The 25,272-nt window shown below is 48.8% G+C and carries 22 protein-coding genes; 10 read left to right on the forward strand and 12 right to left on the reverse strand.

The window, feature by feature from the left end:
* The 3 genes from SD10_RS24575 (at position 1) to SD10_RS24585 (ending at position 1,477) form a co-directional block, all read left to right on the forward strand.
* On the forward strand, positions 1 to 252 hold the full coding sequence (locus tag SD10_RS24575; protein ID WP_046577582.1) for a hypothetical protein: 252 nt from the start codon (positions 1 to 3) through the stop codon (positions 250 to 252).
* A 358-nt stretch (positions 253 to 610) separates the two neighbouring features.
* Positions 611 to 1,063 (forward strand): pPIWI_RE_Z domain-containing protein, encoded by a 453-nt coding sequence (locus SD10_RS24580; RefSeq protein WP_148562504.1) that lies wholly within the window; start codon positions 611 to 613, stop codon positions 1,061 to 1,063.
* A gap of 63 nt (positions 1,064 to 1,126) precedes the next feature.
* Positions 1,127 to 1,477: a VOC family protein gene (locus SD10_RS24585; protein WP_046577585.1), complete on the forward strand. Its 351-nt coding sequence runs from the start codon at positions 1,127 to 1,129 to the stop codon at positions 1,475 to 1,477.
* A gap of 82 nt (positions 1,478 to 1,559) precedes the next feature.
* Here the strand turns inward: SD10_RS24585 and SD10_RS29235 are convergent, their stop codons facing one another.
* The 8 genes from SD10_RS29235 to SD10_RS24620 form a co-directional block, all read right to left on the reverse strand.
* Positions 1,560 to 1,697, reverse strand: coding sequence for a hypothetical protein (locus tag SD10_RS29235; RefSeq protein ID WP_227699061.1), 138 nt, complete (start codon positions 1,695 to 1,697; stop codon positions 1,560 to 1,562).
* Between the two features lie 19 nt (positions 1,698 to 1,716).
* Positions 1,717 to 2,850, reverse strand: a complete 1,134-nt coding sequence (locus SD10_RS24590) for a Fic family protein (protein ID WP_046577588.1) — start codon at positions 2,848 to 2,850, stop codon at positions 1,717 to 1,719.
* Between the two features lie 129 nt (positions 2,851 to 2,979).
* Positions 2,980 to 4,359: a hypothetical protein gene (locus tag SD10_RS24595; protein ID WP_046577589.1), complete on the reverse strand. Its 1,380-nt coding sequence runs from the start codon at positions 4,357 to 4,359 to the stop codon at positions 2,980 to 2,982.
* Positions 4,359 to 6,413 carry an ATP-binding protein gene (locus SD10_RS24600; RefSeq protein WP_046577591.1) on the reverse strand — a complete coding sequence of 685 codons (2,055 nt, stop codon included), beginning with the start codon at positions 6,411 to 6,413 and terminating at the stop codon, positions 4,359 to 4,361. The genes SD10_RS24595 and SD10_RS24600 overlap by 1 nt, the downstream gene beginning before the upstream one ends.
* Before the next feature lie 28 nt (positions 6,414 to 6,441).
* Entirely contained in the window at positions 6,442 to 7,425 is a 984-nt protein-coding gene (locus SD10_RS28930) for a DNA adenine methylase (protein WP_082111686.1), read from the reverse strand.
* Between the two features lie 172 nt (positions 7,426 to 7,597).
* Complete coding sequence (locus SD10_RS24610; RefSeq protein WP_052731290.1) at positions 7,598 to 7,906, reverse strand: nucleotidyltransferase family protein; 309 nt, start codon at positions 7,904 to 7,906, stop codon at positions 7,598 to 7,600.
* A gap of 36 nt (positions 7,907 to 7,942) precedes the next feature.
* The gene (locus SD10_RS24615; RefSeq protein WP_046577593.1) at positions 7,943 to 9,310 is read right to left on the reverse strand and encodes a sensor histidine kinase; all 1,368 of its coding nucleotides are present in this window, start codon (positions 9,308 to 9,310) and stop codon (positions 7,943 to 7,945) included.
* Position 9,311: 1 nt separating this feature from the next.
* Entirely contained in the window at positions 9,312 to 10,289 is a 978-nt protein-coding gene (locus tag SD10_RS24620; RefSeq protein WP_227699062.1) for an acyl-ACP desaturase, read from the reverse strand.
* A 162-nt stretch (positions 10,290 to 10,451) separates the two neighbouring features.
* Between SD10_RS24620 and SD10_RS24625 the strand changes: the two genes are divergently transcribed.
* Positions 10,452 to 11,192 carry a lysophospholipid acyltransferase family protein gene (locus SD10_RS24625; protein WP_046577597.1) on the forward strand — a complete coding sequence of 247 codons (741 nt, stop codon included), beginning with the start codon at positions 10,452 to 10,454 and terminating at the stop codon, positions 11,190 to 11,192.
* 33 nt (positions 11,193 to 11,225) lie between these two features.
* On the opposite strand, the gene SD10_RS29560 is transcribed toward SD10_RS24625, so the two are convergent.
* Together SD10_RS29560 and SD10_RS24635 are read right to left on the reverse strand one after the other, a co-directional pair.
* Positions 11,226 to 11,444, reverse strand: coding sequence for a hypothetical protein (locus SD10_RS29560; RefSeq protein WP_148562505.1), 219 nt, complete (start codon positions 11,442 to 11,444; stop codon positions 11,226 to 11,228).
* Positions 11,445 to 11,714: 270 nt separating this feature from the next.
* Positions 11,715 to 13,085, reverse strand: a complete 1,371-nt coding sequence (locus SD10_RS24635) for a sigma-54-dependent transcriptional regulator (protein ID WP_046577598.1) — start codon at positions 13,083 to 13,085, stop codon at positions 11,715 to 11,717.
* Positions 13,086 to 13,321: 236 nt separating this feature from the next.
* Here SD10_RS24635 and SD10_RS24640 point away from each other — a divergent pair, with 236 nt between their 5' ends.
* The 3 genes from SD10_RS24640 (at position 13,322) to SD10_RS24650 (ending at position 17,356) form a co-directional block, all read left to right on the forward strand.
* Positions 13,322 to 15,049 carry an ArnT family glycosyltransferase gene (locus SD10_RS24640; RefSeq protein ID WP_046577599.1) on the forward strand — a complete coding sequence of 576 codons (1,728 nt, stop codon included), beginning with the start codon at positions 13,322 to 13,324 and terminating at the stop codon, positions 15,047 to 15,049.
* Positions 15,050 to 15,291: 242 nt separating this feature from the next.
* Positions 15,292 to 16,539 (forward strand): efflux RND transporter periplasmic adaptor subunit, encoded by a 1,248-nt coding sequence (locus SD10_RS24645; protein WP_046577601.1) that lies wholly within the window; start codon positions 15,292 to 15,294, stop codon positions 16,537 to 16,539.
* A gap of 139 nt (positions 16,540 to 16,678) precedes the next feature.
* Positions 16,679 to 17,356 (forward strand): ABC transporter ATP-binding protein, encoded by a 678-nt coding sequence (locus tag SD10_RS24650; protein WP_046577604.1) that lies wholly within the window; start codon positions 16,679 to 16,681, stop codon positions 17,354 to 17,356.
* A 105-nt stretch (positions 17,357 to 17,461) separates the two neighbouring features.
* On the opposite strand, the gene SD10_RS30330 is transcribed toward SD10_RS24650, so the two are convergent.
* The gene (locus SD10_RS30330) at positions 17,462 to 17,587 is read right to left on the reverse strand and encodes a hypothetical protein (RefSeq protein WP_262507334.1); all 126 of its coding nucleotides are present in this window, start codon (positions 17,585 to 17,587) and stop codon (positions 17,462 to 17,464) included.
* Positions 17,588 to 17,593: 6 nt separating this feature from the next.
* Entirely contained in the window at positions 17,594 to 17,734 is a 141-nt protein-coding gene (locus SD10_RS30195; RefSeq protein ID WP_227699063.1) for a hypothetical protein, read from the reverse strand.
* 58 nt (positions 17,735 to 17,792) lie between these two features.
* On the opposite strand from SD10_RS30195, the gene SD10_RS24660 reads away from it, so the two are divergent.
* The 3 genes from SD10_RS24660 to SD10_RS24670 all read left to right on the forward strand — a co-directional run bounded on the left by SD10_RS24660 (position 17,793) and on the right by SD10_RS24670 (position 25,201).
* Entirely contained in the window at positions 17,793 to 20,180 is a 2,388-nt protein-coding gene (locus SD10_RS24660; RefSeq protein WP_046577606.1) for an ABC transporter permease, read from the forward strand.
* 147 nt (positions 20,181 to 20,327) lie between these two features.
* Positions 20,328 to 22,745: an ABC transporter permease gene (locus SD10_RS24665; protein ID WP_046577607.1), complete on the forward strand. Its 2,418-nt coding sequence runs from the start codon at positions 20,328 to 20,330 to the stop codon at positions 22,743 to 22,745.
* A 53-nt stretch (positions 22,746 to 22,798) separates the two neighbouring features.
* Positions 22,799 to 25,201: an ABC transporter permease gene (locus SD10_RS24670; protein ID WP_046580109.1), complete on the forward strand. Its 2,403-nt coding sequence runs from the start codon at positions 22,799 to 22,801 to the stop codon at positions 25,199 to 25,201.
* Positions 25,202 to 25,272: the final 71 nt, after the last annotated feature.

A 25,272-nucleotide genomic window follows, 5' to 3' on the forward strand; every position in this document is an offset into this window, starting at 1 on the left:
ATGGAGATACAACGCAAAAAACTGGACCCACTGGTCGTCCGCTTCATCGCAACGACGCTTATTCTGGCCGAAGGCAGTACCACCACACTGGCCGTAAAAAATGCGCTGCGCCAACGTGGTTACGAAGCCCGGCAGGCCGATGTGTCGCAATGGCTATTCGTGATCAGTCTTTGGGAAAACTGGACCATCGACGATAACAACGGCAAATTTCGGGTGTTCCACTTTCCGAGGTTCGCCCCCTCGTTGCAATGAGACTCTTTATCATCCTTTTTCTGGCAGGTGTATGCAGACGGTGTATCCGTCTCTGCGTACACCTGCACTTACATACCGTAATCCACAACACTCCGCCACGGCGTACGCTTGCCCCTGTACGAAAGTAAGCCAACCCAATGGCACAGCCGTCTGGCAACGGGATCCGCTGTCCGCAGAAACGACTATCGTGACTGCGGACAGCGGCTTTTATTTTGTACCAGTCGGTTCGCCATTTCCCGGCGAAAGACCTTCTGAAAATAATTGATGTTTTTTTTTACGGAAAGAGTACAACGTAAAAAGATTACGTTCTTGTAGTAGTAGATTTGATTCAACAACAAGAACAATAAACACAAATACGATGAACACTCTTCTCTCCACCCCCCGTGTTTCCCGCCCGGCCCTTGCCAGTCTTCTACACTGGCAGGAGCCACTGGCGACCCGGCTGCGCTTTCGGCACGCGTTACCCGGCATGGTAGCCAACCGACTGCTCAATGTGGAGCTGGGACTTTACTTACTGGCCGAACTGGTTCCAATGGCACCGCCCCAGGTTTTGCCTGATTTATTGACGGGTCACGGCTCTGTTTACCGGAACCGGCCAATCTGGTCGCCCCGGCAGCACCGCGCCTTGAGCCAGGCCCGTATCCTGCTGGCCCCTTACATGGACCGCACTGCCTGGTACAATGCGCTGGCCAAATACGCCAGTCTGCCCTTGGAATTGCGGACCTACAATTCGCAGGGCACCCTCCGCACCGACGTGAGTGGATATCTGCTGCGGGAGCGGGTCGGGATGTTTGCGAAGGCTGTGGCGTAGAAGTTGTTCATGACCGGGATAGTTTTTATTCGAATTCACCAATTCACTTAACCGTATTTGACCATGACATTTCTATCTCTAGAACCCTTTATCCCTTCAGGAACTGATTTTAACAAAGCCAGGCAATTTTTCCAGGCACTCGGGTTCACAATCAATTGGGATGTGGGTGATTACGTAGGTTTTGAGCGAGATGGATGTAAATTCATTTTACAGAACTACACCAACGCCGAGTTTGCTGAAAACCTGATGCTGAATGTGCGGATCAGCAACGCCGACGAATTCTGGCAGGAAATAACGGAAAAGCAACTACCCGAAACGTTTGGTATCCGAGTCAGCAAACCAACCGACCAACCCTACGGCCGGGAAGTGAATGTAATCGATCTGGCTGGTGTCTGCTGGCATTTTGTGTCGTAGGCCTGTTGGTTTTCTGGTAGCGATTTGAAGCAGAAACCCCAGCAACGGATAATTGGTCTGACGGCTCCGCGACGTTACGTAATCAGGTGCTTAGTAGTTGACCCGTTCGTTGATCGCCCGCACTTGCGAGCGGTAAGTTGGGTTTACGTTCAAGATAGGCGACAACCGTATCGAAACCATCGATGAGCAGGGAAGAGGAGAAGTCGTATGGAGTAGGCAAGGGAAATTGGCAAGCTGTTCTATTCGGCTAAAATTGCGTATAATTCCCGATTGATAAAGTAATGATTGCCGCTCACCGTTTTTCGCTCCAACACGCCTAGTTCAACCAACTTATTCAGATAGTCACGGGCTGTATTCTCCGCGTACGTTCGATCTTCGGTCAAGTGCCGAATCCGTGTGACCGGTTGAGTAAATATTTTCTGTGCCAGCTGATCAGGCCGACGAATACCTTTCTGACTGGCCATGATTGCCAATACAGCATCGCGTGCGGCTATGATTCGATTGATTTTTTCGTAGGTCAGATTGGCCGTCTGCTCTACTGCTCTGAGCATATACAATAACCAGGTCTGCCAGTCTCCCCGTTGCGAAACCCCGGCCAATGCAGAGTAATATTCATCTTTATGATCAACGATATAGCGACTTAGATATAAGATTGGATAATCTAATAACCCTTTTTGGGTTAGATAATGGATATTAAAAACACGACCGGTGCGACCATTTCCATCTCTGAATGGGTGGATAGCCTCAAACTGAAAGTGCCCAATAGCCATCTTTACTAACGGATCGATTCGGTAAGTCTGATCATCATTCAGGAAGTTTACCAAATTGGACAGTTTAGCTTCTAAAACACCCTGTCCTCGTGGTGGCGTATATACAGGCTTACCGGCATTAGGCCCACTCCCACCCTGACGGATATACACTTGTGAGAAGGCTGGTCGGAATCCTTCACCCGACTGCTTAATCTCCTGAAACGTTTGAATGAAATAATCTAGGGTAAAGCGATTCTGATCCTGCAAGTGGTAATAGCCTTTCCACAAAGCCTCTCTATAGCGAAGTATTTCTTTGGTAGGTTCAGAAATTTGTTCAACAGTCGTCTCACTGAACGCCCGATACAGTTCATCATCGGTCGTAAATATATTTTCAATGGCACTGGAATCCTTTGCTTCCTGTAAACTGATGGAGTTAATCAACAGTCCTTGCTTAGGAATTGCCACACTACGTCCCTGCAAACGACCCAAAGCCTCTTTAGCCTGCCCTAACTGCTCAAAAACAGCAACCGTCCGATACAAATCAGGATGAATCGGTAAATCGGGTAACGCATTCCAGGGTACACTTCGATCTGGATTTATTTGATAAAGCGGTTGGTCAGCCATTAAAATCACCCTTTTTTAAGGTTAGCTAGGCAAATGTACCTTAAAAATGACGTCATCGGTAGTGGCTAACCTTAAAAGTTGACTTTTTTAAGGTTAGCCACTACCGATGACATTAAAACTACACGCTTATTAGCGGTGACTTATACCTGCTTTTGCAATTAGATCAAGTACTTTACCACCCGGCACAAGGCTTATTGAAGCATGGCGATGGGCTAAAGCAACGGGCACAATCGCATTATCATATAGATCAAGTTCAAAGTGGCGAATTAGGTCACAGGCCCTCTCAATCAACGATCCGTAATTGCTTAATTCTACTTTAGCTTTCGAGAAAGCTGTTCGTCCTCCTAACCCACTTTTCACTTCAAATGGATAAGGTAAAGCAAAATTAAAGATGCGCCCTCTTTCTGTCTTAAACAGAAAATCTTGCCCATAATACGACTCATAACCAAAATCCTCAGTGGCTTTGTCGCTCCCTGTTATGTATTTATGCCGGTACTCATCATCAATCACCCGAATGACTCCCGGTGGAAGAAATTTTTCCAGTAATCGGGCATGATCCATAACTATACCTGTTTTTTGTAACCCCATGATTAAAAGGGGATCGAAGCCCAACGACTGAAGCTTTTGGTTAGCCCTATAAATCAGTTTCATAATTCTTGGCTGCCACTTAGCAGGCTCACCGAAGAGCGCTAAAGGCCCATCCATCACGAAAGCAACCTTACCTAACGATGCAGGATCAGCTTCAATCAATTCTGTGATGAAGGCAACCAGCAATAAATGCTCAACGGCATTCATCATACGCGTCATTGCACTTGTATTATTTCCGAAGTCGCTTATCCCCTCATGAAGACGAAGTGCGTCTGTTGCATAAATAATAGATCCACAAGCTTTACAAGTATGTGTTTGTTGTTGTGGCGTAAATACAAAATCTTCAACCAATGACTCACATGAGTGCGATGGACAAGTCTTGATTCTTATTTTACCATCATTGAGTGCAAATAAGGTTTCGGTCAGCACCATTTTATTTGCTTCATCGCGTCGGTTTGCAGTAAGTTGGTCATATACGGCATGACGAAAGCCATCGCGAACATTAGCTGCTCCTTTGTAGCATACATTGCTCCCTGGCATTACGAAAGTAATTGGTTTCGCATTGCGATGCATATCTGCTACTTTGAATGGATCAACGAAACGCGAACCAGGAGCAATTAATTCAGCATATTTATCCATCACAATCAGCACATGACTCACTTTAATAAAGCCAAGCTGTGTACTAGGCAGTTTATCATTAACAGGGGTATCACTCTTGCTTGCATCGGAAGCAACTACGAACCTTGGCAGTCGTGAAGGATCACCTGATGGAGCGGGCATAAATGATGAAGCCATACTCTCTGCTTCCTCATCAGAAGGAGGCTTCAAATACTCACAATTTTGTAAAAAGTTTTGAACATCTGGATTTCGAACAAAATCAGAATGCCCACCTTTACCGGCCGTTTGATTACTGTAAGGCATTAGATTTTACCGTTCTGTGAGTTAATTTTTATGATTTCTTCTTTAATCTCACTCGGTGTAAATCGGTTGATTTGAGTTGGAATCACAAACGGAGCGGATAGCGTTTTTATACGGGCAAAACCTACATCCTGTGCAGATTTTAGTGAACGTAGAAAATCACCGAAATCATAAAATTTGCCTAATGACCTTAACTCATCATCGTTATTCAAGTGAGTAACAAACCAATTTTCCGTATTAGCCAAGATGTTAGGGTGTACAGAGGACGGTTCTTGGGTAGCGTAAACGAAAGCGATTTTTGCCTTTGCCCCTTCTTTCGCAATTCTTGGCCAGGTATCAGTTAGTTTTGCATCCCTACCAATCAGGTTGTGTGCCTCCTCGACGTAAATAACAATATTTATCGGCTGTGCTCCACTATTAAGTACGTCAAATTGTCGATTAAAAACGGCTACTGCCACTCGTTTAGACAATGTTTCACGTATTGATACAGGACCAGCCGAAAGGTCAAGAATTACAATTTGTCCATCATATAGTAAGCCTAAAATTTCCTGTACTACGTCACCTTGACGAGAATTTGAGTGATAATCAACATACTCTTGTAGCTGTCGATAACCACGAATATATGTTCCGCCTGAACTCTCATTTACAAGTATATTTAGATAGGCTTCTAATGAGCTATCAACCCAACCACGGCCGCTACTTGACGGCAAGGGAGAAGCACGGTTGACTTGTCTAGCTGCTGTAAACCAAACTGTAGCCTGATCAAGCGTTAGTTGATAAAACTGTTGATTATTTCCTCGTGATATTGTGGAAGGGAAATCTGCTGGTAGTTGTACCTGAACAAGGTTAACGACTTGCTGACTTACGGGAAATTCAACTTTGAAATTTTTGGGAGATGGATAATGCGCGGCATGTAGTACACAGTAAAAAACAGCTCTCCTAACCTGCCATCTATTATGTGGACTATGCTCTCTTGGATCCGGTTCATCCAGGGAACTTGTAAGAAATGTTGTAATATCTTGAGCATTACCGCGTGTTTCTCTTGATAATTGCTCAAGTAGCCCTAGTGCAATATTAGGCTGTTCGTAGAAATTAATTCGTAAATCACGAAAATGTTGTCTATCTGGAGTGTCAATTGCTCTATAACAGACTGTATTACTAAACACATCTGCGATTGAGCTGCCATCATCTTGCGAAGTAGCATTTGCATATTCGCCATTAATATCGAAAATAAGCTGTCCTATCTTGATACCGTCTGTCAAAGCTGCTAGAGCTACGGCTGATACCGTAGTTTTCACAGTGTTCGATTTCCCTGTACGGGTCATACCAAGTACAGCGGTACGTCTTGCCAGAAAATCAGAAGGCTGAATCTGTACGTCAACTAAATCTTCAGTTTTCGCGCGATGCATACGGGCGGTAGACGTGTATCGAACTGTACCAATGTTAATAGGAGACGGAATACTGTTAAAACCAGCTTTACGTGAATCATCCTCAGCCTTTTGCTTTACTTCAGGATTAACATGGTTAACAATTGTCTTGAGGGCATTGCCCATAGGCTTGTAAGCACGTAAGCGAGACAATGTCATAAAATTCTCAATATCACTACCTAAACGCAGTTTACCATCTTGCATGTAGAATGTTCCAAGAATACGGCATCGCAAACCGCCCGTCTGTAGTTCAGCATGAGTGATTGGGTCCATGCCATCGTTTATATCGCCCGGCAACTTTTCATCAGCAGTGCGTCGCTGGTGATGCTCAATACGAGTTCTTACAAAATCCCCATCTTGTGGCAAACTAGCTGGCTCAAGAACTCGTAACAGCAACACTTCTTTGTCTATATTATCGGCATTGTGAAACTTTTCGGGATTAAAGCCAGCGGCTATCAAAAAAGAATTATGCGGAATGCCATCAACTCCGTGTTTCCATGCATCATTCGTCAGTACTAGTACCTCATCGAAACGCATCCCATATACGTACCCAACAAAGGTCTTGTTAAAATCACCCAATAATTTTACTAAATCGTTGTCACCAGCAATCTGATTAAGATGGTTAAGCATAGGATTGGATAGAATTAAAAATAAAAGATCAAAAGGTTTCGGTTACTAAAAGCCTTTCTGCAATTGGTATTCTGAGAGGGCCATCAACGCCCGTGAAAGCCGCATCAAGCGGTCCTATTATAGTTAGTCCTACATGTGGTCTTCGTTCATTTTGGACAGGCTGTTGCGGTAAGATATGATTACTAAAAACGAGTTCTCGTCCTACAAAACTTGCTCCACCTATTGGATGAGTAGAATAGGTCTGGTCCATTACCCGACCATCGATACCATCAAGATTTTCATAGAGCGAGCGTACCTCTGGAGCATCATCGTAGGACAACAACCACGGCGAGTCTAATTGTCTTAAAAAATTGCGCATTTTCCGATGCGCCTTTTCATCAAGTAGATGGCCATATAATTGTTCAGCTCGGTGGTAGTAAGGTGGATCAAGATAGAGGTATGAATTGTTTATTCTGTTGTAGCGAGTACAGAATTTCCTCCAATCAACACTGTCCGTTCTTTCAACCTGCATTCGTAAATCATTTAGCTTAAGAATTTTTTCAATTAGTTTGCCTCGGTTAAAACGAACATCAAGAGTTCTGTTCACTTGTCCCCAGCCACCAATTGGGCCTGCTTTATGAATAATTCCGTTAAAGCTCGTACGATTTAGAAAAAGACATTTCCATGCAGCTTCTCTGACATTATTTGGTTGCAGGTTTTTCTGACGACGCCATTCTTCTAAGGAGATATCGACTGACTCAATCTGCCGAATGAGCCATTCCAAATCGTCTCTTGACCTACGTCCCTTACCAAAAACAATTTTCCAAAAGCTGGACACGAGCGGATCTATATCGTTGATAGCTATCCGTTGAACTTTCTTAGCTTCTAACAGAGCAATTGAAACACCAGCTCCACCACAAAATGGCTCAGCAAACACCTCAACGGGGTTTTCTAAAAGAGATAATGCTGATAGAATAAATTTAGTAAAGCGGGTCTTACCCCCTGGATAGCGTAATGGTGATGTAGAAGTCATTAATAAAGGAACAGGAATCTTCAGGTATAAACTTATCAGTAGAAGAACACAGTGTTCTTCTGTTACCTAAAATATTTTCACATCATCAAATTTTACTTTTAAAAAGCCTTCACAACCATCTTTATATCACAAATTGTAACGTTGACATGACGGAATTAGCGAAATGACATCTTCACTCATAAATAGCTGTTTTTGTCCGCTCAAGCATGGCAATGAAGTATGGGTTTTTCAACGACCGCTCCGTAACCAGATCGACCGGACGTTTCAAGACCGTTTCCAGGGCGTGCGCAATGGTAAAGTAATTGTCTCCATATTGGATGGGATCCAGCGTGTCGTCGAAAGCAATCAATAGATCGATGTCACTAGCGTCGTTGAATTGTTCTGTACAAACAGAGCCAAATGCATAGGCCCTCTTGACGCCATTTGCGCGCAAAATTTGAGTAACGACGGGCAGTTTATTCGCTAGCGTGGCGTTGATCATGTCAATGGGTTTTGGCTGTAAGTATAACGAAACTCCTCAGAACGTCAGGCTAAACGTGCTGCCCTCGCCGGGTTTGGAGTCGGCGGTGAGCTGGCCGTTGTGGAGTTGCATGATCTGACGGGAAAGGCTTAGCCCAATGCCTGAGCCGGTCTTCTTGGTCGTGTAGAAGGGAATGAAAATCTGCTCCAGCGCTTCGGGTTCAATACCAGCGCCGTTGTCGGCAACGCGGATCACGACACGCGGCCCAATGGCTTCAGCGTCGATATGAATGGCTGGGTTCGGTGTTTTACCCAGACTTTCTACGGCGTTTTTGATCAGGTTCAGCAGCACCATTTCGATCTGGGCAGCATCGGCCCGAATGGCCAGGTTTGGCGAAGCTACCGAACTAGAAATGTTATGCTTTTGTGCATCGGAGTGAACGAGATGAACCACATTCCGGATCAACTGTTCAACCGATACGTCGGCAAAAACCGGCTGCGGAATGGTCGTAAAATGCCGGTAAGCGTCCACAAACTGCATGATACCCGCCCCCCGTTGCTCAATGGTCATAAGGGCGTCACGCAGGTCGTTGACCGATTCAGCCACAACTGCCGGAAACCTGGCGGCTTCATTAGACTCCTCATCAGACGAAGACAGGGGGAGCAAATCCGTTTCGACAATGTCGCGCATGGTACCCGCCAACGACACAATGGGTGTAATGGAGTTCATGATCTCGTGCCGCAAGACTTTCGTCAGGTTTTGCCAGGCATCGAGTTCGCGTTGTTGTAGCTCACTGCGAATGTTCTGCATAGACACTACCGTTACCAGCCGCCCCCGCAGTCGAACGGACGTACAGCGAACCGACAGTTCCCCATCGGCACCGGTCTGGTAAGATACAGGTGTCGACGAGGTCGTAGACGAGCGGAGTACGTCGGCCAGATCAGCGTGGGTCGCGTTGAGGTCGTTGAGTGTACGAAGCCGGTAAATGCCCAGCAACCGAAGAGCCGTTTGGTTAACCAGCTCTACCTGCCCGGTCGCATCAAACGTCAGTAGACCAACACTGACGTGCTGCACAATCGTGTTGACATAGTGCAAGTTGGCTTCTTTTTCGGCCCGCGCCTGCCGGAAAGCGTCGAGCACCTCGTTGAACTGATCGTTCAGTTCATGAAACGATGCCCCCAGGTTACTATCAGCCCGAAAGGCAACGGCAAAGTCGGAGTAACGAACCGACTCCAGAAACCGGGTCAATTTCCGGTTCAGGCTAGTCACATACCGATACAGATTGATCGTCAGAAACAGATCAAAAAGAATCAACGGGAAGATCAGCAGGCTGTTTACTTCCTGAGTGTGCAGGTAAGTAATCACGCCGGTAAGGCCAACTATACCAGCAATTCGCCAGCCTATACCGAGCGCAAATCGATCCATATTAGCCGGCAATCCAACTAAATGGATATTCAAGCGCAGGCACCTTGGTGCGTTCGGCAATCCGGCGCAGACGGGCAGGTAACGCCATCACATAGTCGCGGGCGCGTTGACCGGCATCGTTGAGGTCAGTGATCGCATCCACTTTCCAATCGACCAGTAAGGCTTCGGCAATTTCGATATAGTCGTAGGTAGTGTAAACGCCCAGCCGCTGAGCCGCATCGGAGAAGTGACTGAATGTCTGGCCGATTTTAACCCCGCTTTCGCGGAGAAAATGAGCTGGCATCACAATCTTTTTGCGCATCATATCTTCAAAGGCAAGCATCATTTCAGAGGGGTCTACCTCGAAAATCTGCCGGACAAAATCTTTATACGCTTTGGCGTGGCGCATCTCGTCGGATGCGATGACTCCGCATATTTTCGACAACTGATTGCAACCGGCCTGCTTGGCCAGCGTAGCCGTGCGACGGTGCGACACATTTGTGGCTAGCTCCTGAAACGACGTATAAACGAAGTTACGATAGGGATCTCTACCGGTTCCAATGTCGAAACCATCGGCAATCAGGTACTGCGTAGACACTTCCATCGCCCGCATATTAACCCGCCCCGACAGGTACAGAAACTTGTTCAGCAGATCGCCATGGCGGTTCTCTTCGGCGGTCCAGCTACGAATCCAGCGGGTCCATGCTGTTGTGCTACCCTGCTCAACGCCCTCCATGTCCATCAGCCACGATTCATAAGTCGGCAAGGCTTCTTCTGTAATGGTATCACCTACCAGCACAGCTACGTAGTCGTAGGAGAGCTCGCGGGTACTTTCGCGGAGTAATTTTACTTCATCCAGAAAGGACTCCTTTGTTGTGTCGGGCAGCAGATCGGCGGGTTGCCAGTTGGTCTCGATAGGTTTAAGGAATTCATCTATAGACGCGTCGATTTTTTCACCGACGAATCGCATTACATCCAAACGTGTGCCAGATAAGATCATGTATAGGTAACGAAGAAACGAGTCAATTTATCCCAGTATCTAACAAAGTTCGGCTAAAAGAGCCGATGTTTTAAATTAGTGTTCATTTTTCTTCCCGACTATAGTATACTCAGTATTAATTTTAGGGCTTAAAGTATTAGTATATCGACGGCTACTGCCTGTATGAAGAAACTTTTAGATTATATAGTAAGCTGTATCTACCTCATTTATTTTGGGTTAGTGTTATGTATTTTTCACGTAGCACAAGCAATTGCCTTCAATTTACTTGGTCGCCCGGCGCACAAAAAAGTAGTCGACTGGATGAACGCCAGCATCGCTTATGGTTGGTATCTGACAGGTAGTACCATTAGCTTTCGCCAATTAACCGACCTCCCCACAGATCGACCAATTATTTTCGTAGCCAATCACCAGAGCATGTTCGATATTTCGCCCATTATCTGGTTTCTGCGTCGGCACACGCCCACCTTCGTTTCTAAAGTTGAACTCGCGTATGGCATTCCGGGGGTGTCTTATAACCTGCGCAAAAGTGGCGCGGCTCTCATTGATCGTAAAGATCCCAAACAGGCCATTGTCGAAATCGCCCGGTTAGGTAAGCTTATTCAACAGGAGAACCTTTCTGCTATGATTTTTCCCGAGGGAACCCGCTCCGCTTCGGGTCAGATGCGCCCCTTCGTGACGGGTGGGGTGGCTACATTGCTTAAACGGGCACCGGCTGCCCTTGTTGTCCCGATTGCCATTCGGGGAACGGGCCATTTCAACCCCAAAGGCCTGTTTCCGCTCCGGTCCTTTTCCAAAATGTCGTGGCGTGTATTACCGGGTATCGAACCCAATGGCCGCCCCGCCGACGAAGTTGTCAAACTAGCGCAGGAGGCAATCGTTGCCGAATTAAGCAAGCTTCACTAAACTTCTGTACAGTACTAACCTGAGAAGACAAGCCTAGTAAATAGTATTATATATATTTACGAAATTTTCATTGACATCATGAATCCAGACAAAAGACTCGACTAGATCGAACCCGTTCTGGCTGATGTAGCGCTGAAAACTGACCGTCTCATTGAATCGAACGGACAGATTCTTGAGATTGCTACCCGTGCCGATACCAATGCGAAGCTCGCAGCAAAAGGCATTGCCGATCTCACAATCGAGATGCGTCAACAGTTTGGACAACAACAGAATCAAATCGACCTGCTTCGAACAGAGATGAATGGCCGCTTTGAACAGGTCGATGCCCGATTTGAGCAGGTCGATAGCCGATTTGAATAGATTGATAGCCGGTTAGAACAACTCAGTGACGAGCAGGCCAAACTACGTCAGGAAATGAAAGAAGGGTTCCACGATGTGAATCAAAAATTCACCCAAGTCACACAGACCCAGCAACAGATTTTGACGCTGTTACTGGATCGATTAAAATAAGCTGGCTCTGTATTATAAGCCAAACTTCTCCAGTCGGCGATATAGCGCTTGCCGCGACACGCCTAATTCGCGTGCTACATCGGTGATGCTACCCCGGTGTTTTTGCATCGCCTGCTGAATCAATTGCCGTTCCATATCTTCCAGTTGAAGGGTCTCATTCACGGGCGAAGCAGCATTTCCATCTTTCCGGAAAACAAAATTAGCAGGCTCAAGCAGTGTTCCCGAGCCTCCTTCAGGCCGGGCCAGTATAACGGCCCGCTCAACAGCATGCTGTAACTCCCGAACATTGCCCGGCCAGCGGTACTGCTTCATTTCAGCCAGCAGCGCCGGGCTTAATCCAGACACCGGTCGGTTGTATTGCTTAGCGTACTTTTTCAGGAAATAATCGGCTAATAGACCAATGTCAGATGGCCGTTCGCGTAAGGGAGGCAAATGTAGTTCAATTGTATTGATCCGATACAGCAAATCCTGCCGAAATCCCCGTTCGGCTACCCGTTCGGCCAGATCAGCGTTGGTGGCACAAATGAGCCGCACATCCAGCGCACGGGCTTTGTTCGACCCTACCCGCGTTACCTGCCGCTGCTGAAGTACGGTTAATAGTCTCGCCTGTTGCGAAGGCGTCAGATTACCAATTTCATCCAGGAAAATAGTGCCGCCATTGGCCTCTTCAAAGCGCCCGGCCCGGTCGTCGCGGGCATCGGTAAAGGCCCCCTTCACATGGCCGAACAATTCACTCTCGAACAGGCTTTCGGTCAGCGCACCCACGTCGACGCTCACAAACGGCTTGTCGCGCCGGTTGGAATGCTCATGAATCGCCCGCGCAATCAAATCTTTACCAGTACCATTTTCGCCTAAAATCAAGACGTTGGCATCTGTTGGGGCCACTTGCTCGACCGTTTCCAGAATGGGGCGCATGGCGCTGCCAATGATGGTTGTACTCCCGGCGCTACCTTTCTTACGAGTCGTTTTCTGGCTGTCTTCCCGTTCCTCAACTTCCTCCTTTTTTCCGTTAACCGCTCCACGAATGGTATCCAAAAACTTATCATTCTGCCAGGGTTTCAGCACGAAATCAACTGCACCAGCCTTGATGGCCCGTACAGCCATTTCTACATCGCCATACGCAGTGAACAAAACTACACGCGCTTTGGGATCAATATCCAGAATACGATCGAGCCAGGCAAACCCCTCACGGCCACTACTCACATCGCGCTGAAAGTTCATGTCGAGCACAATGGCATCGTAGCGATTATTATTGAGGAGAAAAGGCAGCTTTTCAGGGTTTTTCTCGATGTCTACCGCGCCCACATGCCGTTTTAGCAACAGCCGGGCCGCCAGTAGTACGTCGGGATCATCATCGACAAGTAAGAGTTTAGCATCTTGCATAGATCAAAGATAGAATAGAGAACGAATTGTTGCACGCCGGTTCCGATTCAACAACGAATTACGGTTTTCTTACGTACTTTGACCGTTAAAAGTCGTTAAGCGGTCAATATTGTCAGTAGGTGGAGTATAAGCGGTATAAGGTTCATGACCCGGCTGACTACTCACCCGCTACCTGGTCCTCCGGCAATAAACGAACGCGCCTGCTACCCATTCGGGCAGCTCTACATTGACAAAAAATGACCGACACGTATCCTCCTTTTGATAACCGCTGGTTTTACGCCCTTGTAGCCGTCGGTGTATTTCTGAACGCCACGGGTTTGTTTCCACCCATAATGGAATTAGATAGTGCGCTCTATGCCTGCATTGCCAAGCAAATGGCCCAAACCGGTGATTTCGTAAATCTTTACGCTGTAGGCAGCGACTGGCTCGACAAGCCGCATTTTCCGTTCTGGGTAGCTGCCGCAAGCTTCCGGATCTTTGGCATTAACACATTTGGTTACAAGTTTCCAGCACTCCTGTTTTTTCTGGGCAGCGTACTGTATACGTATAAATTCACCCGCCTGACCTATTCAAAGCTAACGGCGCAAGTAGCAACCCTGGTTCTTCTGACCGCCTTCCACGGCGTTCTGTCGAACAGCGACGTCCGGGCAGAACCATATTTGATGCCGCTCATTATCGGGCCGGTGTATCATTTCTACCGGGTGTTTCTGGGCGACAGACGATATGCGCTTCACTTGGTTATTGGTGCCTTCCTGACCGCATGCGCCCTGATGACCAAAGGTATTTTTGTGCTTATTCCGATTGGTGGCGGTTTAGTCCTGCATTGGCTACTGACGGGCCATTGGCGGGAGTTACTCAAACCTCGCTGGTATATTGCGGTCGTCTTATCGTTTGCCTTTACCCTGCCCGAAATTTACTGCCTCTATCAGCAGTTCGACCGGCACCCGGAAAAAGTGGTTTTTGGGGCTAAAGGTGTGTCGGGTGTTCAGTTCTTTTTCTGGGACAGCCAGTTCGGGCGATTCTTTAATACGGGCCCGATCAAAGGCGAAGGCGACAAGTTTTTCTTTGTTCACACGCTGCTCTGGGCATTTTTACCCTGGTCATTGCCTTTGTATGTGGGCGTCGGAAGGCAGATTATGGGCCTGGTCAAACGAAAAAACGGCGCGCTCCCGTCGGATTCGCTGGAATATGTTTCGCTGGGTTCCGGGTTGCTTACATTTGTCTTGTTTTCGTTGTCGGGGTTTCAATTGCCCCACTATATGAACATTGTTTTTCCATTTTATGCCGTTATAACCGCCCAATTTCTGGTTAATCTGAACATAGCCAGCTTACGAAAGTGGACGGTTGGGCAGACCATCATCGGCTTGGCCATTGCGGGTATTGCCGTTGCCTTGCTGGTGCTGGTTCAACCGGCCGGATTAATCAGTGGCTTGGTTTGGGTAGCGGTCATTACGCTCAGCACGTTCAGTATCTTTCGAAAAAATAGCCTCTTGTCCTTATCGGGGCGGATGATCGGCTCAATGCTGGTGCTGGCGGGCACGCTGAATCTGTTTTTATATCCAACATTCCTGCGTTATCAGGCGGGCATGGCAACTGCCGACTATGTAAACGCAGATGCCAAACTGGCCAGGCGTCCTACGGTGCTTTATGAACCGGGGACAGGCGTTGGTGGCGGCAGTTTCTGGACGTATGAGTTTTACGCGCATGCACCTACTGTATACGCCCGTTCAGACACTGCCATGCGGATGCAAGTACAGAAGGCCCCTCAGCAAGTATTCACGACCGCCGAGTATGCCGATTCGCTGGAGAGTCATGGCTTTGAAGTAAAGCCGCTGGCCATGTTTCCCTATTTCCACGTCAGTCAGTTGACGTATGACTTTATGAATCCCGATACCCGTGCCAAAACACTGTCACCCTATGTTTTGGTAGAAGTGAGGGCAAACAATGAGGGAGTGAAAGAGTGAACGAGCGGCCTGGCATGACGCTCCAACGTGCGTGAGCACTAAAAGCGGACAAGATTCGTCCGAAAGCGGACAATTAAAGAAGAGGAATAGAGCCTAACATACTGACTATCAGAAACAGTCTCCAACTGGCATGACTATTGGCACATGGCTTTATAGCGAATGAGATTCGAGCCTGGCCCTGCTTGTTCACGGCAACGGTGTCCCGCTCTTTCACCCTTTCACTCTTTCGCGCTTTAATAGTAATGGATCGCGTCTTACCTAAACGTTTCTGGACAACCCAACGCCTGGCTATTTTTGGAGGTGGCGTATTGGTTATAAGCTTGTTAGCTTACACATTCCTCTTCGCCGATCGGCGGTCGAAGCTTAATGTTGAAAAAGATAAAATCACCGTTTCAGCAGTCTCAACAGGACCATTTGAAGATTTCATTGCCGTAACGGGTGTTGTGCAACCGCTAAAAACAATCCGGCTCGATGCCATTGAAGGGGGCTACGTCACCCAAAAACTCGTTGAAGGGGGGAATACGGTCAAGCAGGGTGAAGTCTTGTTAAAACTTGAAAACCAAAGCCTGAAGCTAAGTTTTTTGCAATCCGAAACCGAAGCCAACCGACTCGTCAATGACCTGCAAAATACCCGTCAGCGAATTCAGATCGAACGATTTACGTTGCGCAAAACCCTGGCAGATGTAGATGCCCAGATTTCTCAGGCGAAAGATACCTACGACCGGCAGGAAAAGTTATACAAAGACAAAGTCGTGTCGGAAGAAGACTATCTGAAAGCGAAACGCGCTTACGAGCGATTGACAGCCCAGCGTACCATTGAAATCGAAACGCAAAAGTATCAGGAAGAAAACGCGAAATTTCAGATTAAACAACTGGAAGGCACGCTGCAACGTACCCAACGAAATGTGGCTCTTTGGCAGCAGACACTCGATAACCTGGTGGTAAAAGCACCGGTGTCAGGGCAACTATCCAGCATTGATGTAGAAGTTGGTTCAAATATTAACCGGGGCCAGAACATCGGCCAGATTGATGACCTGAATGGGTTCAAAATGCGGGTTGGCATTGATGAACACTACATTAGCCGGGTCTTCGCCGGCTTGAAAGGTTCGTTTGAATTCAACGGAAAAATGCACGAACTTGAAATCAAGCGGGTCTATCCCGAAGTAAAGAGCGGCCGGTTTGAAGTGGATATGACGTTTGTGAACGGCACGCCCCAGGGTATCAAGCGCGGCCAGTCGTCGCCCATTCAGTTGGAATTAGGAAAGGCGGCTAAAGCGACCCTGATTCCCGTTGGCGGTTTCTTCTCCGATACGGGTGGCAACTGGGTGTACGTAGTCGATAAGTCGGGGAAACGGGCGGTCAAGCGTCAGATTACCCTGGGCCGCAAAAACCCGGAATTTTATGAAGTACTGGACGGCCTGCAACCCGGCGAACAGGTGATTACCAGCAGTTATGAGAATTTTGGCGATAACGAAGTTTTAGAATTTTAAAAAATAGATGGCGTGAGGCTCCAGCCTCGCGCCGTTTATTACCCGGCTTCCAGCCGGACTTTTGGCCAGAGGCCGAGGAATAACAGGCACGAGGCTGGAGCCTCACGCCATCCCATCCGGTTCAGACAAACTTTTCACTATGATCCAGACAATTAACCTTCAGAAACTCTTCTCGACTGAAGAAGTAGAAACCACCGCCCTGAATGGCATCAACATGGATGTTAAAGACGGCGAGTTCGTGGCTATTATGGGGCCATCGGGCTGCGGCAAATCCACTCTGCTCAATATTCTGGGCTTGCTGGACAACCCGAGCGAAGGCGAATACAACTTTTATGGCACCGAGGTTGCCAAAATGACCGAACGGCAGCGGGCGCAACTCCGCAAAGGCTCCATCGGTTTTGTCTTTCAGAGCTTTAACCTGATCGACGAACTGACCGTGTATGAAAACGTCGAACTGCCGCTGCTTTACCTCAAAACGCCACCCGACGAGCGTAAAAAGCGCGTTGAAGAAGCCCTGGAACGGATGAGCATTATGCACCGCCGGAATCACTTCCCGCAACAGCTATCGGGCGGTCAGCAGCAACGGACGGCCATTGCCCGGGCCGTAGTCGCCAAACCCAAGCTGATTCTGGCCGATGAACCGACCGGTAACCTCGACTCGAAAAACGGGGAAGAAGTGATGAAACTGCTGGGTGAGCTGAATGACGAAGGGACGACCATCATCATGGTGACTCACTCACCCTACGACGCCGGGTTTGCGCACCGTACGGTGAACCTGTTCGACGGGAAAGTAGTAACGGAAAATTTCCACGTTTAGGATGCTCGAAAAGAGGGGTTACAGAAATGTGCTTAAGTCTACCTGCAACACCTCCGAGAACGATGAATGGGTAGCCACTCCGCCATCGCCAAGCTGGTAGCGGAGCTACTGCTGCGTTTTGTAGTTAAAGACGAAGCCTTCATGAATACCATACAGTTCGCCATCAATTAGATTAATAATCTTTTCAAGATCGCCATTGGCTCCGCGTGTCTGACAAATTTCAATGATCACGGGCGTCTAGTCGGTCTGGATATCGAACAGGATTAAATCAGGTGTGGGGCTTGTGTATTCACCGAGCATTGTCTCTGGCATTGGAGCATCGACACCGTCGTCATGAACCATAAACTTTTCAGCTCGGGGATCTGGATAATTTATCATTAGCAGCTATTGTCTACGTGTTTACGATTTTGGTATATCAAATTTAGCCGAAACCACCATGTTCCGCAACTACCTCAAAATTGCCGTTCGGAGTTTAATGAAAAGTAAACTCTATTCGGGTATCAATGTCTTTGGTTTGGCACTGGGCATGGCTTGCAGCCTGCTAATTGGTCTTTGGGTAAAGGACGAATTGAGCTATGACCGTTTTCTGCCTGATGCGGAACGGATCCACTACGTGCGGGTCAATTTTCCGTACAATGGCGAAACGGTAACGAACTTCGTAACACCCGGTCCGCTGCAGGAAGCCATAGCGCAGGATGTGCCAGAGGTAGCCGCAACGACGAAGATTAACTTCGCCAATGAGACGCTGATTAAAGTGGGCGAGAAAGCGGCCAAAGAAAAAGGCCATTATGCGAGCGACAATTTTTTTGGCGTCTTCGACTTACCGGTTATCTACGGTAATCCCAAAACGGCTTTAGCTCAAACCAACCAGATTATTATCACCCAGAAACTAGCGGAAAAGTATTTCCCGAATGGGCTGGCTTTAGGCAAAACGCTGCAACTCGACAACAACAAATTCTACGTTGTCGGAGCCGTCATTGCCAATTTACCCACTACCTCTACGCTACAGTTTGACTGGCTGGTTAACTGGAAGCAACACCAGCAGGATTGGATGAAAACCTGGGGCAACAATTCATTCCAGACCTTTGTCCGCCTGAAACCCAACACAACACAGGCGCAGGCAGAAGCCGCTATGGCCAGTATTTACCCTCGTTTTGCGGGAAAAAATTTCGCGACAGGGCGGCCAACCCTCCAGCCAATAACCGATCTGCATCTTTACGGTGAATACAAAAATGGACAGCCAGTGGGCGGTCGAATTGAGTATGTCCGTATATTCTCTGTTGTAGCGCTGTTTATTCTGCTCATCGCCTGCATCAACTTCATGAACCTGGCCACGGCTCGTTCGTCGGAGCGGGCCAAGGAGGTAGGTGTCCGGAAAGTGGTGGGGGCGCTGCGGTCGTCGTTGATCGGGCAGTTTATGAGCGAATCGATTATCATGAGCCTATTGGCTGTGATACTGGCGATTGGATTTGTCTGGATGCTTTTACCCACCTTCAACACCCTCTTCGAAAAGCAGCTGACGCTTGGTGCAACCGATCCGTCGCTATGGATCAGTATTCTGGTACTGGTGCTGATTACGGGTATTCTGTCCGGTAGTTACCCAGCCTTCTTTTTATCCTCGCTCCAGCCGATCAAAATCCTGAAAGGAAACGGAGCACCGTCACGGCTCCAGTTCGGTTCCGGTCCGGCCCTGTTCCGGCGGGTGCTAGTCGTTTTTCAGTTCTCGTTGTCCATCTTCCTGATTGTGGGTATGTTGGCTATTGGGCGGCAGATGAATTATCTGCGCACGAAAAACCTTGGCCTCGACCGCGAGAACGTGGTGTACATCCCGCTGGAGGGTGAAATTGCCCAACCCAAAAAGGTGGAAGCTTTCCGGCAGGAAGTGATGCGGAAGCCAACCGTAGCGTCTGCCACAACGACCATGTCGCTGCCGGTCAACGTGCAAAGTACCTCCGGCGATTTAAGATGGGCGGGAAAAGACCCCAAACTGGAAACCAGTGTGGCCTGCATGTTTGTAGGGGGCGACTTTATGCGCACCATGAACATCAAACTAGCCGCTGGCCGTGATTTCAGCGTAGACAGCCCCGCCGATTCGGCCAATTACATCATCAATGAAGCGACGGCCAAACTGATGAGCGAATCCACGCCGGGTATGAAAAACCCAGTTGGCAAAGAGGTTACGTTCTGGATGGGCAAAGGTCAGATTATCGGGGTTATGAAAGACTTTCACCTGAACTCGCTGCATCAGGCGATCAGCCCATTGATTCTTTGCTTCGACAGCCGGAATACGAGTTATCTGCTGGTGAAAACCCGACCCGGACAAACCCGGCAGGCCATTAGTGATCTTGAGCAACTCGCTAAGCAATTCAACCCGAATTATCCGTTCAATTACCACTTTGTGGATGAGGAGTACGAGAATCTCTACCGGAGTGAGCAACAGGTGAACACACTTGTCAACTACTTCGGTATGCTGGCGATCCTGATTTCGTGTTTGGGCCTGTTTGCGCTGGCGGCCTTCACCGCTGAACAACGGACTAAAGAAATCGGCGTACGAAAAGTGCTGGGCGCATCGGTTGCCAATATCGTTGGGTTACTTTCCAAAGACTTTTTGAAATTAGTCCTGATTGCTCTTGTCCTGGCCACACCACTGGCGTGGTGGGCCCTTGGAAAATGGCTTGATACCTTTGTTTATCGCGCAGACCTGACCTGGTGGATTTTTGGTATAGCCGGTACGCTGGCCGTTCTGATCGCGTTCCTGACAGTGAGTTATCAAAGCATCAAAGCCGCCCTGATGAACCCGGTAACGAGTTTGCGATCAGAATAATATTGTCTGTCATCGTCGTCGTAGAGCCGCAAGTATGCGGCTCATATGCGTCAGCAATTTATACGTAACAAACCATCCTTCTGTAGAGCCGCCTACTTGCGGCTCTACAGAAGGAATTCATTTTAAACAAATTTAGCAGGAACACTCATGTTCAGCAATTACCTCAAAATTGCCCTACGTACTCTCTGGAAACACCGTACGCACACGCTGATCAACATCGTTGGGTTGTCGGTAGCGTTTGGTACATGTGTGTTGCTTTTTTTGACCGCTACGTTTGAGTTCTCCTACGACTCGTTCCATGCGGATGCCGACCGAATATTCCGGCTCAACTTTCTCTCCTCCAACCGCGATGGCACAGCCGACAAAGGGGCGACCATGCCCTACCCGATTTCACCGGCCCTGAAAGCTGAGTTTCCAGAGGTTGACGGTGTTACCCGCTTTTTCGACCGAAGTGCGAGCGTTCGGCGGGGCGGCCAAACGTTTGGCAAAGATGTCAGAATGGTCGATCCTGATTTCCTGCGCATGTTCACGTTCCCGTTTCAGAAGGGTAATCCTAAAACGGCAATGAATAGCCTGAGCGACATTGTCATTAGCGAAAAAATGGCGCAGGACGTTTTCGGAAAAGAAGATCCCATTGGGAAACCGCTTCAGCTGCGGTTGAACGACAACTGGCAGGCTTTTATCGTGACGGGTGTCATGAGCAATGCGCCCAAAAATTCCACCTTCGATTTCGATGCGTTGATTCGCAGTGACAATGCTTCGGATTATCAGGAAAACAAAACCCGCTGGGACCACGGCAATCATGATGTGTATATCAAGCTGAAAGCCGGAACCGATCCGCAAACGCTCCAGCGTCGGACGCAGGCCTTTATAGAAAAATATTTTGCCCAGGAAATTAAAGATCAGCAGAAGCAGGGCTACCCCAAAAATGAATTGGGCTTTCAGAAAAGCCTGCTGCTGGAACCCCTGCGGGAGGTCCATTTCAATACGGAAACGACACATGGCCAGGGCATTAGCCGGGCTTATGTGTACACACTATTGCTGGTTGGCTTGTTTATATTAGCCATTGCCTGTATCAATTTTATTAACCTGACCATTGCCCAATCGCTCTCGCGGGCTCGGGAAGTGGGCGTCCGCAAATCGCTGGGCGCCAGGCGGGGGCAGTTGTTCGGGCAGATCTGGGGCGAAACACTGTTGCTCTGCCTGACCGCTCTTTTCATTGGTCTGGGGCTAGCTTATGCGAGTTTGCCTACGTTTAACCGACTCTTCCGAAGCCATCTGGCGCTGACCGACTTCCTGAATACAAGTACGTTACTGGCAACGGGATTGGGCTTTTTGCTTATTTCGCTGATAGCCGGGGGTTACCCATCCTGGTTTGTGACGCGTTTCAATGCCGTGGAGGTACTGAAAGGCCGCGTGAAAGTGAGTCGGCCCGGCTTGTTACGTAATTCACTTATTGTGAGCCAGTTTACGATTGCCTGTCTGCTCATTGTTTGCACCATCATCGTTCACCAGCAAATTGCCTACCTGCAGCAGAAACCCATGGGGCTGGCCAAAGAACAGGTGGTCAGTATTCCGGTAGGGGGCGAACTTAACGGCGAAGTAGCCCTGAAAGCCATGCGCGACCGGCTGGCCAACCAACCCAACATTACCGCCGTATCGGGGTCGGGTGTGAACATTGGCGCGGGCCTGGATAATAGTTCGTTCCGGATGGTATTCGGTTTTCTTTACGGCAAACGCGATATCACCTGCGACTGGTTACGAATAGACACCGATTACCTGAAAACAATGGGCATTAAACTGGTGCAGGGCCGTGATTTCAGCACCGACTTCAGCACCGATACGAGTTCAGCCGTGCTGATTACGCAAAGCATGGCAAAGGCATTGGGCGAAGCCAATCCCGTTGGCAAGTACATTAAGCCCGACAACAAATCGTTTCAGATCGTTGGCGTCGTCTCGGACTTCAACCTGTATTCGTTGCATCAGAAAGCCAAACCGATTGCCCTGCAGATGCAGTCAAAAAACCCAATCCAGTATATTCTGGTCCGCGTCAATCCGCAAAACCTGATGGGCGCGATGGACATCATCAAGAGCGCCTGGAAAACGATTGCCCCCAAGCAGGAATTCATCGGGTCATTTCTGGATGAAAACACCGAGCGCTGGTATAAAAAGGAACAGCGGCTGGCAACCATCTTCTCCTCGGCAGCTGGCATTGCCATCTTGCTGTCTTGTATGGGTTTGTTTTCCATCGCCCTGATCTCGATTCAGCAGCGGACCAAAGAGATTGGCGTTCGCAAAGTGCTGGGTGCCAGCATACCTAACCTTGTGGTCTTGATCTCCAAAGATTTCCTGAAGCTGGTTGTGGTTGCTATTGTTATAGCCAGCCCAATTGCCTGGTATGCCATGAACACCTGGCTGGCCGACTTCGCCTATAAAATTGACATTGCGTGGTGGGTATTTGCGCTGGCGGGTTTACTGGCCATGGGCATTGCGTTTGTAACGGTGAGTTTCCAAAGCATAAAAGCCGCCCTCATGAATCCAGTGAAGAGTTTACGAAGCGAGTAATGTCGTATTGGATGGCACGAGGCTCGGGCCTCGCGCTATCAAAGCCCAAAAGTATGATCCAGAACTACCTCCGAATTGCGGTTCGAAACTTGTGGAGAAACAAGGTTTTCTCCAGCATCAATATTGTTGGGCTGGCCGTAGGTCTGGCCTCGTGCCTATTGCTGTTCATGTACATCACCCATGAACTGAGCTACGACGATTTTCAGCAGAAAGCCGACCGAATTGTGCGCGTAACCATGGAGTACAGCATGGAGGGTAAGGTCGCCAAAATCCCGCAAACGGGTACCAAAGTCGTGAAAGAATTTGGGCGGCAGTTTCCCGAAATAGAATCGGGCGTGCGGCTCATTAACCGGGATGGAGTTGTCAATACCGGCGACCGGCAGTTCAGCGAAAAACGGATCGTCTTCGCCGATTCGGCTTTCTTTACCCTGTTTTCATTCCCGCTCCTGAAAGGCAATGCCCAAACGGCACTGGCTGCCCCAAACCTAGTTGTGCTGTCGGAGAGCACAGCCCGCAAATACTTCGGCGACGAGAATCCGGTGGGTAAAACGATTCGCATCAATACGGGCGGGTCGTTTCGGGATTATGCCGTTACGGGCGTTGTGAAAGACAGTCCCGCTAATTCGCAGATCAAATACGACCTGCTGACGTCGTTTCTAACGCTGCCCGCAGCAAAAAACGAAGAGTGGTTCTCGTCCAATTACGCCACTTATCTACTGCTTCGTAAACCCGAAGCCATGACCCCTTTACAGGCCAAAATTCCGGGCTTCATGAAAACACAGTTCGGGAAAGAGGAAATGTCGGCGGGGGGTTACCTGACGTATAATCTGGAGCCGCTGCGTCGGGTGCATTTGTATTCGCAGGTTGAGGGCAGCTTCGAACCCAACGGCGACCTGACCTACATCTATATTTTCGGGTCGATAGCTCTGCTCATTCTGCTGATTGCCTGCGTCAACTACGTCAATCTGGCTACCTCGCGGGCGGTGGAGCGCGCGCAGGAAGTGGGCGTACGGAAAGTGATGGGTGCCATGCGCGGGCAACTCTTCGGGCAGTTCATTGGCGAATCGGTGATTGTTACGTCCATTGCGCTGGTGCTGGCCTTGTTGCTGGCGGCATTGGCGTTGCCGGTATTCAACGACCTGTCGGACCGGCAGTTTTCAGTTAGCAGTTGGTTCGAACCCCGCAACCTCCTGCTTCTGGTAGGTATTGGCCTGGTTGTCAGCTTGATCGCAGGCAGTTATCCGGCCCTGGTACTGACGCGGTTTGAGCCGGTACGCGTCCTGAAAGGGCATCTGAAAACCGCTGGAGCGGGTCAGTTTCGGCGGGCGCTGATTGTCTTTCAGTTTGCCATTACCGCCTTCCTCATCATCAGCACCTTGCTGGTTCGCAACCAGTTGGCCTTTGTGCAACAAAAGAAATTAGGCTACAGCAAAGACCATGTGCTGATGCTTCCCGTTGATAAGCAGGTCAATGAGAAAATAGCGGCCATAAAAAGTGAGTTCCGGCAAAATGCGGATGTTCAACATGTATCACTGGCATCTGATTCGCCGGTATTTGTGGAAGGCGGGTATGGGATGCGCAGTGCTAACATGGCGGCCGATCAGCGGAAAATGGTAGCCGGACTGACCATCGATGAAGATTACGTACCCACGATGGGTTTACAACTGATTGCGGGCAGCAACCTGAATGCCGCCGACATGGACCGTATCTCGCGCACGGATAATGACAGCCTCACCCGAAGTCGGTTTATTCTCAACGAGGCCGCCGTAAAAGAACTTGGCTGGACACCCCAGCAAGCCATTGGTCAGTGGCTGGATATGAATGGGCGACTGGGCGAAATAAAAGGCGTTGTGGCCGATTTTCACTTCGCGTCGATGAAGCAGAAAATTGGCCCACTGGTTCTTTTTCCGCAGAATGGCGGTGAGATTCTGCTGGTTAAACTATCGGGCAGTCAGTTGCCCAACACGCTCCGATTTCTGGAAAGCAAATGGCGGACACTCATCCCCGACCGGCCCTTTTCCTACGAATTTATGGATGAAGAGTTCAGCAAGCTCTACGCTGCCGAAACAAGAACCGGACTCATTTTTAGCATTTTTTCGTTCCTATCCATCTTTCTGGCCTGCCTGGGCCTGTTTGGCTTATCGGCCTATACAACGGCGCAGCGCACCAAAGAGATTGGCGTTCGGAAAGTGCTCGGCGCCAGTGTCTTCAGTATTGTTGGTTTACTCTCTAAAGACTTTTTAAAGCTCGTTCTGATTGCGCTTTTAGTGGCTTCTCCCCTTGCCTGGTACGCCATGAGCCAGTGGCTGAACGACTTCGCCTACAAAATCAACATCGAGTGGTGGGTTTTTGCGATGGCGGGGTTACTGGCTGTGGGCATCGCGTTTGTAACGGTGAGTTTCCAAAGCATAAAAGCCGCCCTCATGAATCCGGTGAAGAGTTTACGAAGCGAGTAATGTCGACGCGATGGCGCAAGACTCGGGCCTTGTGTCTACTATTTTCCGGCCTCTGGCCGGTATGCAACTAA

Origin of the sequence: Spirosoma radiotolerans, from assembly GCF_000974425.1 — a bacterium.
GTDB lineage: Bacteria > Bacteroidota > Bacteroidia > Cytophagales > Spirosomataceae > Spirosoma > Spirosoma radiotolerans.